Consider the following 12,123-nt stretch of genomic DNA (forward strand, 5'->3'; position numbering starts at 1 on the left):
CAGTGGCACGGCGCTGGCAACCCAGTCCGGCAACGAGGTGGCATGGGTGCGACGCAGGGTGGCGATAGCGTCAATGAGCCGCTGTTCAGCTGGTTCGGTAAGTCGACGTGTGTCGCAACCGGGCAGCGCGCCCGGCGGCAAGATCCGAACGATGCGCTGAAGTCCTTCCACCAGCTCGACAAAGCGTGGACCGTGGATATTGCGGGCTTGGTCGATCTCGGCGCGCAATTGGTCGGCGCGGCGGGGATTTCCTGCCGCAGGCCGGACTGCATCGATAAGAGGCACGGGGATACTCTCGTCGCGGAGTCGTTGTTCGTAGCGGGTGATGAGCAGGTCTTCGGCGGTGTCGAGGACCGCGGTGTCGACAGCGACGCCTTGGCTGCGCAGTGCCTCAGCCGCAATGTCGAGCACCTGGCGATAGGTGAGCGTTTCGAGTACAGGGTGTGCGCGCAGGATTCGGACTATGCCCAGGGCGGCGCAGCCCAAACGGATCCGAGGTTCCGGTGAGCTTGGTACCGACGGCAAGCATCGCAACGAGCAGGTCGAACCGGTCGGCAAGGGCCAACAGGGCTCCGGGCAGTGTGGCGGGCAGCCGGTCGCTGTGATGCCGCGGAAGTTCGGTCTCGGGCAGTGCTTCAGCGACCGGGGCGAGTTCTCCTGCTTTGCAAGCGTATTCATCAGCTCCGAAATAGATTCCCGCAGCTTGACTTCCGCGCCGATTGGGCGAGCTCGACGCTATGCGCTCGATCGAGAACTTGCGCGTGCCACGCTTCGGCCTGCTTCCTCTCGGATGAATTGACCCGCCTGCTGCAATGCGTCGGATGCTTCGGGCAGGAAAGACCAGAAGATGTGGAAGTTGTGGGTCTCGACCGGGTAGAGCTGAAGACGGACATCGACACCGTGCTCGCGAGCGTGGTCGACGAGCTGATGGGCATCGACGAGATGGGGGTCGCCGGTGCTCGCCTGCACCAGCATCGGCGGCATGCCGGTCAGGTCGGCCAACAGCGGGTTGACGACCGGATCGTCGTCCGGGTGACCGGCCAGGTAGTCGCCGACGATGCGCCTGCGGAACTGGCTCGCCGAGACGGTGTCCGCCTGCGCCTGCCGCGAAACCGCCACCTCCTCGTGGCAGTGCAGATCTATTCCAGGGCAGAGCATTACCGTGGCAGCGGGCATCGGTAGCTGCTGTTGTTTTAGGCGTGTCAGCGTGGACATCACCAGATGCGCGCCGACGGAGTCGCCCACGATGGCGATCCGGTCGGGTTCGGTGCCGCCGTCGAGCAGCCACAGGTAGACGCGCAGCGCGTCGTCGACGGCCGCGGGGAACGGATGCTCTGGCGCCAAACGGTAGTCCGGCAGGAGGGTGGTGGTGTTCGCAGCGGCGGTGAGAGCACCGGCCAGCGAGCGATATCCGAACGCGGATCCCGCAATATAGCCACCGCCGTGCAGGTACAGCACGGTGATGTCGGCGGGCTCCTGCGGCGTGAGCAGCAGGCTGGACACCCCGCCCGCCGTGATAGGCCGCACGGAAACCTCCGGGGGCGGTGGAAACTGCGCGTGCAACTCTTCGTATGCGTCACGGAGCACTGGCAATTCGGGATCGGGATCCCCGAGCGGCTCCCAGTACTTGGAGATCCGAGCCAACAGCTCACCGCCGACCGATCGGGTCGCCACTACCGCTTCGTCCACGTCACCGAGGATCCGCCTGGCCCGTTCGAGCAACGCGTCGCCCGCGACTGTGAGCTCGACCTGATGCGTGGTGCGGCGCAACAGATCACAGCCGACGAGTCGCTCGAGCGAACGGATTTGCCTGCTGAATGCGGGCTGCGATATATGCAGCTTGGCAGCGGCCCTGCCGAAATTCAGTTCGTCGGCCACGGTGACGAACGACCGAAGGTGGCGCAACTCGATCGCGTCCGGCGCTTTCGGCATATGTGACAGCGTCCCCGCCGCATCCTCGCTGCTCATGACATGCAGTATCGTCTATTGCCATCCGTGGATGGTTATGTCGCTGACGCAAGACTGTCATGCCCATTCGGACCTTCCTTCTCCCCCGCACCGGATGCGAACGTTGTCGGGTGACATCTTCACCAACCGTTTGCCGGGTAGCCGAGGTGCGGCTGCGCCGCACCATCGGATCCCGTAGCACTCGGATCTATTGGCCGTCCCCCACCGGGCCACCGCGGCCGCTGCTGGCGCTGTTCGACATCGGCAGGCCGAGCGACACCGCGGATTTCGACGCCCATTGCCGGAATCTCTGCAGCGCATCCGATTTCATCGTCTTGTCGGTGCGCTACGCACCCGCGTCCCGGAACTTTCGGTCGGTCATCGTGCCGGACGCGATGAGCGTGCTGCAGTGGGCCGCCGATCATGCCGCGGAGCTGAACGCGGACCCGGGTCGTTTGCTCGTCGGCGGCGACCACGCGGGTGGCCCGCTAGCCGACGCCGTCGGCGAGCTCGCCCACGAGCAAGGGTGGCCGCCGATCCTCCGAATCCATGACCCACGACAACTCAGGAGAACCCCATGAACAACAGCACCGTCCGACGCAGTGTTCTGATCTCCGGCGGCAGCATCGCCGGGCTGACGCTCGCGTATTGGCTGCGCCGCTATGACTTCGACGTCACCGTGGTCGAGCGAGCTCCCGCACCACGCCCCGGCGGGCAGGCCGTCGATCTACGCGGCGTCGCCAAAGAAGTCGCCGAGCGGATGGGCATCATGCCGGAGATCGATCGGGCGCGCGTCCACGAGAATGGGCTGGCCTATGTCGATAAAACCGGCGCATGGAGCGCGAGAATGCCCGCCGAGCTCTTCGACGGCGAAGGCGCGGTAGCGGGGATCGAGATACTGCGCGGCGATCTGACCGAAATCCTCTACGCGGCCGCACAATCGGGCGTCGAATATATCTTCGACGACACGATCACCGGTATGCGTGAAGTGTCCGACGGCGTTGTGGTCTCCTTCCGGCACCTCGCATCACGCGTATTCGATATTGTCGTCGGCGCAGACGGTCTGCACTCAACCGTCCGCAAGCTGGCTTTCGGGCCCGAGTCCGACTTCGTCCATCATCTCGGCGCGTACATGGCCTACTTCACCGTCCCGGTGGACGGGCTCGGGCTCACGGATTGGTTCCAGCTGCACAACGCACCCGGCGGCAAGCTCGCGGCCGTCCGGCCCGAAGGACCGTCCAACGCCAAGGCGATGTTCGGTTTCAAGGCAACGGATTTGGTCTACGATCGGCGCGACGTCGAGGGGCAGAAGCGGATCCTGGCCGAGACGTTCGCCGAAATGGGCTGGCTCGCGCCGCGATTGCTGGCCGGAATGGATCACGCGCCGGATTTCTACTTCGATACCATCAGCCAGACCCGAATGGACGATTGGTCGCGTGGGCGGATCGTGCTGGTCGGCGACGCGGGCTACTGCGGATCACCGCTCTCGGGCAATGGCACCGCCATGGCGATGGTCGGCGCGTATGTCCTCGCGGGCGAACTCGCCCGGTCTCGAGGCGATCATCACGCTGCATTCCACGGATATCAGCAGCAGCTGCGGCCGTATGTCACCGAGTGCCAGAAGCTGCCGCCCGGCGGCGTCAACGGGTTCCTCCCCAGCAGTCGCGCCGCCATCCGGATGCGCAATCTGTCGGTGCGGATGTTCACCTCGAGGCCGCTGCGCGGATTGATGGCCAAGTCCATGCAGAAGGCCGATTCGATCGTTTTGACGGATTACACCCTGTTCGAGCCTGCTATACAGCCTGCGCGGTAGCTGAACTCCTGTCGGCAGGCATCGCCGACGGCCGTGGGCGGACACCATCCGAACTGTCCGCCCGCGGCCGCGTCGGCACTGTTACCTCGTCATGACCACGGTCAGGTTCGATCATCCCGCGGCGGACGCGCACTCCGCCGACGCTGCGCAACTCGTGCACGCGCACGACCTCGTTCGGGCGGCTCCGGCGGCTCGCCGACAGTCGGGGATCTCCGATTCCTGAGAACCCTGGGCGACCGCCCACAAATCGTCGACGATGCCCAGCTCACCCATTCGGGCGGGCGTCGAATCCACCAGGGTCCGCGGCCATGCCCGGCAGGATGTAGCGGCGCACGTGGCGCAGGACAGCAGCGCTGTCGTCTGTGTCGATGGTATCTCCGGGAACAGTGCCGAGGCTGATCTGAATGCGCGCCACCCACTCCGATACCTCGGCGAGGTCGTGGTGTGGATGGATCTCGCCTCGCGCGGCGGCGGCCTCGACGTAGGGACGCCAGAAGGCGGCGAGATCGGGAACGAGACCGGAAACCCCCACGCCGACACACAGTGCGAACTCCTCGGGCTCGGCCATCCGTAACCGCAGCAACAATGCCCCTGGGTCGTCGTAGGCCCCGCGCCCGATGCGCACACCTGCCGTGAGCTGTTCGGCGAAGGTTCCGAGCGGGTCGAGCTCGGCGCGCGCGCCGCTCCACAACGCGTCGTTGAGCCGGACGATCGCCGCGCCGAGCAGCGAAGTCTTGTCCGGGAAGTGCCGGTAGAGCCACGCTCGCGAGACACCCGCTTCCTCGGCGACTTCGATGACGGTAGTCGCTCGGATTCCCTTGCGTGCCAACAGTTTCTGAGCGGCATCGAGAAGCCTGTCGACCACCGTGGCGGTCCCTGCTTCGATCACGCGGCTCACTTTCGGTACGGGTTCAGGGCGCGACAGCGGTTTCGCTCGAACCCTAGCAAAAACTAGACAGATCTGAGAATGTGTCTACTTGTAGACAAAATTCAAGATGTGTCTACAACGCTGAAAGGAAAGTAGCCATGCCCCCACCGCGGACAGCGGTCATCGGCGCCGATATCAGCGGCCTGACCACAAGCAAGGCGCTCAACACGCCTTGTCGCAGGTTGGTGTAGGCGCGGTCGCGCATCCCCACCGGCGGGGCCGAACACATCGGCGCGACCCGCTGGTCCAGATCGCCGACCTCGACCGCACCGCCCCACCGCACGCCGCGGACAAATCACGTGCCGAAGTCATGCACTCCCTGTGCGACCACTTCGACCTACTCGTGCCGAACCCATGGTTCGAACCGGCTGTCGCACAACAACTGCGATTCCTACGCCGACACCTACTCGACTACACAGACCACCACAGCACCGAGGGAGCAGCATGACCACAGACCACCGCACAGCGATGGTGATCGGCGGCGCGTCGGGCATCGGCCTGGCGACCGCGCACGCCCTGACCGCTGACGGATACCAGGTGATCATCGCCGACCTCAACGAGACCGGAGCCAGAGACGCTGCCACCGCCATCGGCTCGACCGCCTCGAGCATCGGCATGGACGTCACCGACGAGGCGTCGGTCGAGGCCGGATTTCGCGCGGCACCCGCCCTGCACGCTGTGGTGAACTGCGCCGGGCTCTCGATGCCCGGCCCGATCACCGAACTCCAACTAGAACACTGGCACATCACCCTCGACGTCTGCCTGACCGGTACCTTCCTGGTACTCAAACACGCGGGCCGTCATATCGCCGACGGCGGCAGCATCACCTGCATCGCCTCGCTGAACGGACGCCAACCAGGTACCGGAATGGCCGCCTATTGCGCGGCCAAAGCCGGAGTGCTCATGCTCGTGGAGGTCGCGGCGCTCGAACTGTCCGAACGCCGAATCCGCGTGAACGCAATCTCTCCGGGGCTGGTGGACACACCCCTGGTAGCCGGAATCGCACTGGTGCCGGGCCTGACCGAGGACTACCTGGAAAACACTCCCCTGGGACGCAGCGGACGCCCCGAGGAGATCGCGGATATGGCAGCATTCCTCGCCTCCGATCGAGCAACCTGGATGACCGGCTCCACCATCGACCTCAACGGAGGCGCACACCTGCGCCGATACCCCGATGTCCTCGGCCACGTCCGAGCGCTCACACAGACACCTCCGGCGTAAACCTCGAAACTGGCCGCTTACCACTCGAAGCCGGTCACGGCGGACGGGCACCTCCAGGTCCGGGGGGACGGCGAGCGCTTGGCAGTGACGGCCGGGGGCCAGCCCGTCCGTCATCGCGCATTCGTGCACGCACGAGTGCGGCTCATATAGTCGCCGAGTGTTGTGAGCAACAAGGACATCGGCGTATTCATAGGTCCTCCGCAAAACGTGCATCCGTCAAACCCGCCCTGACAGAGCGACACGCTCGCTGTTGACGTCAGAACTCGCTGATATCAACAGATCTCAGGCTCACCGCACGACGTCATAGTCCGTGTGTGACTGGAGGCATCAGGATTCACCAGCGCAGCCAGTGATCGACATGGCGAACAAGCAGACCCGCGATTTGCGCCGGGCCGAGGTTCAGAAGCAGCTTCTTACTGGGGGGTGGGTGCGGTGCGCTTGGGGTAGACACCGTGACCGACCTGTATGTAGGACAGCCGATCGGCCAGTCGGGTGCTGAGCCGTCGGACGGTGTCGTAGACGTGGGCGTCCTTGCCGATCACGACACGCCCCCTACCCTTCGCGGTCGCATCGACTATTCGGCGCGCCACCTGCTCGGGCTGGGCCGAGAATCCCTTGGCGAGCTTCTCGGGCGCACCCATTTGCTGGGCGACCTTGCGCACCAGGTCGGTCCAGACCGAACCGGGAAGCACCGTGGTCACCGTGACATTCGAGCGACCGCGCAGATCCTGTGCCAGGCCATAGCTGAACAGGGCGAGCGCGGCCTTGGACGCGCCGTACACCGCTGAACCGGGCACCGGAACGATCGCCGACAGACTCGAGGTGTTCATGATGATGCCTCGGGGGCGTTGCAGCAGGTGCGGGAGGAAAGCCCGCGACATCCACACCGCGCCGAAGAAGTTCACCTGCATCAGCGTCTCGATCCGAGCGTCGCTGAGATCTGCGACGGCTTGGAGTTCCTGAGCGATTCCCGCGATGTTGAACAGACCGTCGACTTGTCCGTGGGAGGCGATCACGTTGCCGGGGAACGCGGCCACGGCGACTCGGTCGCAGATATCGATCGGGTGGGCCGTGAAGCGCTCACGGTTCGTGACCAGTGCGGCGGTGGCGGCGAGTGCCTGCTCATCACGATCAGCGCCGACCACGACCGCTCCGCGGGCGATCAGCTCCAATGCGACGCATCGTCCGATGCCGTTCCCGGCTCCGGTGACGACGAATACTCTTCCCTCGATCTGCATGCACGATCTCCCGGTTATCCACTGCGTAGCGGGCTCGAGATGGCACGCTGCCGTCTTCTCGATTCGGTCGAGGTCGACGTCCCGTGCGGTCTCGGGGCGCGTTTCGCGCCGCGGATCGTGCGCAACCGGCGGCGGCAGCTGTTCACTCATGGCGTGTGTTCTCTGTCGGGTGTTCAGCCGAGCGTCAGCTGGATCGGCTCATGCGAAAGGTTGGGGCGATACACGCAGTGCGTGCCCGTGTAGATGGTGGGCATGCACTCGTTGCAGTGCACGCACGCCGATCGCGTGGAGTCATCGGCCTGGATGCGGTGCAGCAGATTCGGTTCGCGCAGCAATGCCCGGCCCATGGCGACGAATTCGAAGCCCTCGGTTCTGGCGAGCCGCATGGTGTCGAGATTGGTGATGCCGCCCAGCAGGATCAGCGGCAGGGAGAGTTCGCGACGGAACTGGCGGGCCCGTTCCAGCAGGTACGCCTCCTGGTAGGGGTACTCCTTGAGAAAGGCGCGCCCGACCAGCCGGAAGCCCAGGCGGGCCGGGCCGGGCAAGACTTTCGCGAAGGCGCTGCGCGGCGCGGCGCCGTGGAAAAGCAGCATGGGGTTGAGCAGTGAACTGCCAGCGGTCAATTCGAGGGCGTCGAGTGCGCCGTCGGCCTCGAGCCAGGCTGCCACCTGGAGTGATTCCGGAATGGTGAGGCCACCGCGCCTGCCGTCCTCCATATTGAGCTTGGCGATGACCGCAAGCCGATCGCCCACGGCATCTTTTACCGCACAAGCGATTTCACGCGCCAGTCGAGCCCGGTTGCGCAAGATTCCGCCGTAGCCGTCGTTGCGCCGGTTCAGCAGTGGGCTCAGGAACGAGCTGACCAGATAGTTATGGCCGAAGTGGATCTCCACCGCGTCGAATCCGGACTGTTCGGCCAAGCGTGCGGCATTCGCGTGCGCGGCAACGAGTTCGGCTATCTCGGACACACTGGGACTTTTCATGAACTTCATACTCAGCGGGCTGAGCATCCGGCTCGGCGCGAGCGCCGGTACCCGATTGGAGGCGGCATTGGCCACCGGTCCGGCATGCCCGATCTGCGCGCTGGCCGCAGCACCCTCGGCATGCACCGCGTCGGTCAGCTTCCGCAGTCCCGCAACGGCTTCCGGGCGCGTCCAGATCTGATGCCGATCGGTGCGACCGCCGGGCGCGACCGCGCAGTACGCGACGGTGGTCATGCCGACGCCACCGGCGGCCACCTCTCGATGGAAGTCGATCAGTTCATCGGTCACCAGGGCGTCGGGCGTGCACCCCTCGAAGGTCGCGGCCTTGATCACCCTGTTGCGCAAGGTGATCGGCCCCAGCTTGGCCGGTGTGAAGATGTCGTTCATATCTACTCTCCCGTCGGCGCGGTCAGACCGGCCACCACGAAATCTCGCAGTGTCCCCAGGTCCGGCTGCGCCATTCCGCGTTCGTCTATTTCGGGGCTGCCGAAACGCATGATGATCAGATCGAAGGCGAGCATCCACCGCCGGCGGCTCTCCTGGGCGCTCAGTTCCGGCAGCAGCGCGGCCCAGGTGCCCATCCGAAACCAGGGTCCCTGCCACGCTGTGAGATGCCGTCCGAGCACGAACCGCGCCAATAGCCGAAGATGCAAGCGGCCCAACGGATCTCCGGCGAGCTGAACGAAGGGCACGAGGATCGTGTCGACCACGACGGGCAACGCAGCCGGCCCTGTGGTCGCACGGGCCAGTCCGTCCGCCCACAGCGGTCCCATTCGATCTTCGATCAGCGCACCGACCAGAGCTTCCTTCGATCCGAAGTGGTAGTGCACCGCGGCCGCGTTCGCGCCCGCCGCGGCACAGATGCCGCGTACCGAGACCTCGTCGTACGGCTCGGTCAGCAGCAATGATTCGGCCGCGGCCAGCAGTCGCTGCCGCGTGCCTGGCGTGCCCTCATCAACCATGCCCAGAAGTGAAACATGTTTCAATCAGTATTTCAATCATTGATTCAATCAGCAGCACTACGCTGACTACCGGATGTTGGTTGCTACGACCACAAGGTTGGTTGATCTACTCGAACATCCATCGAATCGAGAACTTTCCGAAGGTTGGCAATACTCGCGAACGCCAGGTGCTGGCGGTCGGCCTTGGCGTCCGACCAAAGATCACGCCATTCCGAATGCTCATCCAGCACCCTGTCCAAGCCGCGACCGCAAGCTCGGCGACATCGCTGCCGAGTTCGATCGCACCGCCCTCAGTCGCGGTCGCGGCATGAGCATTAGGGTGCGTTTCGGTCGGCCGCGGCCTGCAGGTCCGAGCAGCGCCATAACCGGCTATCTACGTGCGTTGAGTTGGCATGCTCCCGAAGCCATGCGGCTGACAGGTTGCTGGGAAGGGAGGGCCTTTGAGGTCACCGTTGGTGGGCCCAGCACGATATCGCCATGTTCAAAGTTGACCGGATCCTCGGGGATCGTCCCTTCGCTGAGGCTGCACATATTGCCGAAGTGTCCGTCCATGTGCAGCAGCTCCCGACCGCCCAGGAACGTCACAATCTCTGAAAACTGCCGCTCGACCGCAGCGGCCATGCCGGCCGGTTCTCGCGCAGCAAGTCCGACAACGGATGGGGGATGTATTCGCAGAACAGAACGAGGCTGGACGGTGCGGTGGCCAGCGCTTCGAGACGGGCACGCACGGCGGGGCTGCCGCCCTGGGCGGCGACCACCGTGTCGATGTCGACGTGTTCGGCGGCGACCGGTGACCGGCCGGGCAGAACCCGCCAGTGGTAGAGCATCGGGAACGATTGTGTCTCGCCGGCCAGAACGCAGTCGGTGACGGTGATGTTCGCGGCCAGCTCGCGCCATGCGTTGAAGCTCGGGCCGCCGATGCCGTATTGGCAGGACACCGGCAGGTCGAACAGGTTCGCGGTGGAGCCCCGGCGGGCGAGTTCCCGATCGGTCAGCGGGATGCGCTTGGCGAACACCGACACGCCGTCGACGTCCAGGACTGCCGTGCCGCCGCCCACTCCCACGCTGTTGGGCCGACCCGTGTCCATGAGCTCGGCGAGCTCAATGTCGCTATGGGAAGCCAGGAAAGCCGAGAGTCTCTGGTGGCGGTCGCTCCTGGCAGCTGTCATCGCACGATTCTGCCACCGACCGGGTGGTTGACTGCTTGTGGTGAGGGGGCCCAAGGAAACTGGCCGCGACTCAACGAGGTGATCCGGGGAATACAGACCAGTTGAATACGGGTCCCTACCAGTCGACCCTGTCTTCGGTACCGCACTAGGCGCGGTAAAATTCCCAGTCCGCCCAGTCGGCATGCGGGTCGGGCGACATGAGCTCGAAGTGCTTACGCGGGGCAGGGCTGCAGACGCGGGGTGAGTACTTGGTACCAGCCCAGTTTCCGTTCCGGTACCAGTCGAAGCGCATTTGCGCGCATCGGCCGTCCGCGCCGACTGAGACCCAACCTTTGACGTGAGCGGGATTCCAGCAGCTGCTCCCTGAGGAGGCTCCCCACGAAGGTGTGAGGTTCCAGCCTCCATTGCAAGAGGAAGCTTGCCGGTTGGTCTGCATCGTCTGCGCAGTCGCCGAGGCCATGCCTGACACCGCCAGCGCAGCCGCCACTGCCAATGAACCCGCAGCAGTCGCAGCACGCCGAACAAACGGTCCACCTGCATACTTGCCGATACCAGACACGGTCAACCCCTCACGCCAGGCTCTGAATCCGCCCGCACTGATGCCGGACGGTGATGCGAGGCAAAGAATTCGGCCGTTGCATCAGCACATTATTCGGAACCGCAGGGGGTTTGGACCGGCACCTTTGCCAGCAGCGTGTGACAACCCCAGTCATCTGGCAACTAGTAGCGCTCCTGGATCTCCCTCGTCGACGAGAACTCGATCCAGTAGGCGCCCCGCAGAAGCCGGTGGTACGCGGTCATGCACCGGGATCGACGAGGATCTTGCGGTCCACCTGGCCGGCGGCGAGACGGTCCAGGGACGGGCCGAGATGCGCGAGTCCTACGGGGGTTTCCGCGAATTCGATTCCGAGTACCGGATCGGCGGCAAGGATGTGCAGTGCGGCAGGTAGGTCTGTGTCGCAGACGTGTGCCAGCGTCGTGTCGAGGGTGATCTCTCGGAAGACCATCGAGTGCAGGTCGAGTGCGGGTTTTTCTTTGGGGATGCCGACGGCGTGGACTCGGCCGCCGTCGACGACCATGTCGAGCGCGGCGGTCAGCTGTCCGGGTGCGCCGCTGGCCTCGATGACCACATCGGGTTTTCGGCCGAGCGCGTCGGTGACGTCGGCGCCCAGGGACTGCGACGGAGTGAGGGTGCGGTCGGCGCCCAGTCGTGTCGCACGCTCGAGGCGGCTGCCGGGGAAGTCGATGACGGTGATGTCGAAGTCGCCGAGGTGGCGCAGGCCGGCGAGGACGAACGAGCCGATCGCGCCGGCGCCGATGATGACGACGCGGTCGCCCTCGTGCGCACCGGACCGGCGGTCCGCGTGGATGCCGACGGCGAGGGGCTGGGCGAGGCCGGCGAGGTCCAAGGGCAGTCCGGCGGGCAACGGGCGCAGTGTTTTCGTCGGGACCGCGACGAATTCGGCCATGCCGCCGTGGACGTTCAGCGCGCATGCGCCGCCGCAGGCGCTCTTGATCCTGTATGGCGGAATTCGGCAACAACCCGCGTAGGACCGAGAGGTTGTGTGCCAGCTAGCTCCGCCGCCCGGGTGAGGGCGAAGAGGTACGCGCGCGGTATGCGGCTACTTAAGACTGGCGGTAGGACCGGTGCTCGGCCAAGCTCTGGTCCAGGTGCCCGGTGAGACGCTCCCCCAATGCGGCTGCCCACCATCGTGATCGGTGTGGCTCTCTCATGGCTTGCGTCTCACCGGGCGCCGTGCGGGGAGTGGCTCGAAAGGGGTTTGCCCGGGCTCGAAGTAGCGGTGCCCTCCCTAGCCTGAAAACACACGCTAGCCAGGGAGAACACCAGTGGCGGTCATCAT

The 12,123-nt window shown here is 65.1% G+C and carries 13 protein-coding genes; 5 read left to right on the forward strand and 8 right to left on the reverse strand.

Annotation, left to right across the window (positions count from 1 at the left end; translation table 11 throughout):
• Positions 1 to 42: 42 nt before the first annotated feature.
• Positions 43 to 507, forward strand: coding sequence for a hypothetical protein (locus ACFU4Z_RS34755; protein ID WP_379072194.1), 465 nt, complete (start codon positions 43 to 45; stop codon positions 505 to 507).
• On the opposite strand, the gene ACFU4Z_RS34760 is transcribed toward ACFU4Z_RS34755, so the two are convergent.
• Positions 392 to 844 (reverse strand): glycine--tRNA ligase subunit beta, encoded by a 453-nt coding sequence (locus ACFU4Z_RS34760; protein WP_379072192.1) that lies wholly within the window; start codon positions 842 to 844, stop codon positions 392 to 394. The two genes, ACFU4Z_RS34755 and ACFU4Z_RS34760, sit on opposite strands and share 116 nt — an antisense overlap.
• Positions 736 to 1,968, reverse strand: coding sequence for an alpha/beta hydrolase fold domain-containing protein (locus tag ACFU4Z_RS34765; protein ID WP_379072155.1), 1,233 nt, complete (start codon positions 1,966 to 1,968; stop codon positions 736 to 738). The genes ACFU4Z_RS34760 and ACFU4Z_RS34765 overlap by 109 nt, the downstream gene beginning before the upstream one ends.
• Positions 1,969 to 2,078: 110 nt before the next feature.
• Between ACFU4Z_RS34765 and ACFU4Z_RS34770 the strand changes: the two genes are divergently transcribed.
• From ACFU4Z_RS34770 to ACFU4Z_RS34780, 3 genes are all read left to right on the forward strand, one after another.
• The gene (locus ACFU4Z_RS34770) at positions 2,079 to 2,528 is read left to right on the forward strand and encodes an alpha/beta hydrolase (protein ID WP_379072158.1); all 450 of its coding nucleotides are present in this window, start codon (positions 2,079 to 2,081) and stop codon (positions 2,526 to 2,528) included.
• On the forward strand, positions 2,525 to 3,760 hold the full coding sequence (locus tag ACFU4Z_RS34775) for an FAD-dependent monooxygenase (protein WP_379072161.1): 1,236 nt from the start codon (positions 2,525 to 2,527) through the stop codon (positions 3,758 to 3,760). Before ACFU4Z_RS34770 ends, ACFU4Z_RS34775 begins: the two co-directional genes overlap by 4 nt.
• A 91-nt stretch (positions 3,761 to 3,851) precedes the next feature.
• Positions 3,852 to 3,983, forward strand: a complete 132-nt coding sequence (locus tag ACFU4Z_RS34780) for a hypothetical protein (RefSeq protein WP_379072164.1) — start codon at positions 3,852 to 3,854, stop codon at positions 3,981 to 3,983.
• Positions 3,984 to 4,025: 42 nt separating this feature from the next.
• Here ACFU4Z_RS34780 and ACFU4Z_RS34785 read toward each other — a convergent pair whose 3' ends face one another.
• Entirely contained in the window at positions 4,026 to 4,649 is a 624-nt protein-coding gene (locus tag ACFU4Z_RS34785; RefSeq protein ID WP_379072166.1) for a TetR/AcrR family transcriptional regulator, read from the reverse strand.
• Positions 4,650 to 5,132: 483 nt separating this feature from the next.
• Here ACFU4Z_RS34785 and ACFU4Z_RS34790 point away from each other — a divergent pair, with 483 nt between their 5' ends.
• Positions 5,133 to 5,909, forward strand: coding sequence for an SDR family NAD(P)-dependent oxidoreductase (locus ACFU4Z_RS34790; RefSeq protein WP_379072169.1), 777 nt, complete (start codon positions 5,133 to 5,135; stop codon positions 5,907 to 5,909).
• A gap of 413 nt (positions 5,910 to 6,322) precedes the next feature.
• Here the strand turns inward: ACFU4Z_RS34790 and ACFU4Z_RS34795 are convergent, their stop codons facing one another.
• From ACFU4Z_RS34795 to ACFU4Z_RS34815, 5 genes are all read right to left on the reverse strand, one after another.
• Positions 6,323 to 7,297 (reverse strand): SDR family NAD(P)-dependent oxidoreductase, encoded by a 975-nt coding sequence (locus ACFU4Z_RS34795; RefSeq protein WP_379072172.1) that lies wholly within the window; start codon positions 7,295 to 7,297, stop codon positions 6,323 to 6,325.
• 23 nt (positions 7,298 to 7,320) lie between these two features.
• Positions 7,321 to 8,517 carry an NADH:flavin oxidoreductase gene (locus ACFU4Z_RS34800; protein ID WP_379072175.1) on the reverse strand — a complete coding sequence of 399 codons (1,197 nt, stop codon included), beginning with the start codon at positions 8,515 to 8,517 and terminating at the stop codon, positions 7,321 to 7,323.
• Positions 8,518 to 8,519: 2 nt separating this feature from the next.
• Positions 8,520 to 9,092: a TetR family transcriptional regulator gene (locus tag ACFU4Z_RS34805; RefSeq protein ID WP_379072178.1), complete on the reverse strand. Its 573-nt coding sequence runs from the start codon at positions 9,090 to 9,092 to the stop codon at positions 8,520 to 8,522.
• Between the two features lie 581 nt (positions 9,093 to 9,673).
• Positions 9,674 to 10,261 carry a hypothetical protein gene (locus ACFU4Z_RS34810; protein ID WP_379072180.1) on the reverse strand — a complete coding sequence of 196 codons (588 nt, stop codon included), beginning with the start codon at positions 10,259 to 10,261 and terminating at the stop codon, positions 9,674 to 9,676.
• Between the two features lie 797 nt (positions 10,262 to 11,058).
• Complete coding sequence (locus tag ACFU4Z_RS34815; RefSeq protein ID WP_379072183.1) at positions 11,059 to 11,730, reverse strand: zinc-binding dehydrogenase; 672 nt, start codon at positions 11,728 to 11,730, stop codon at positions 11,059 to 11,061.
• Positions 11,731 to 12,123 lie beyond the last annotated feature (393 nt).

Source organism: Nocardia sp. NPDC057440 (assembly GCF_042802915.1).
In the GTDB taxonomy this organism is placed as follows: Bacteria; Actinomycetota; Actinomycetes; order Mycobacteriales; family Mycobacteriaceae; genus Nocardia.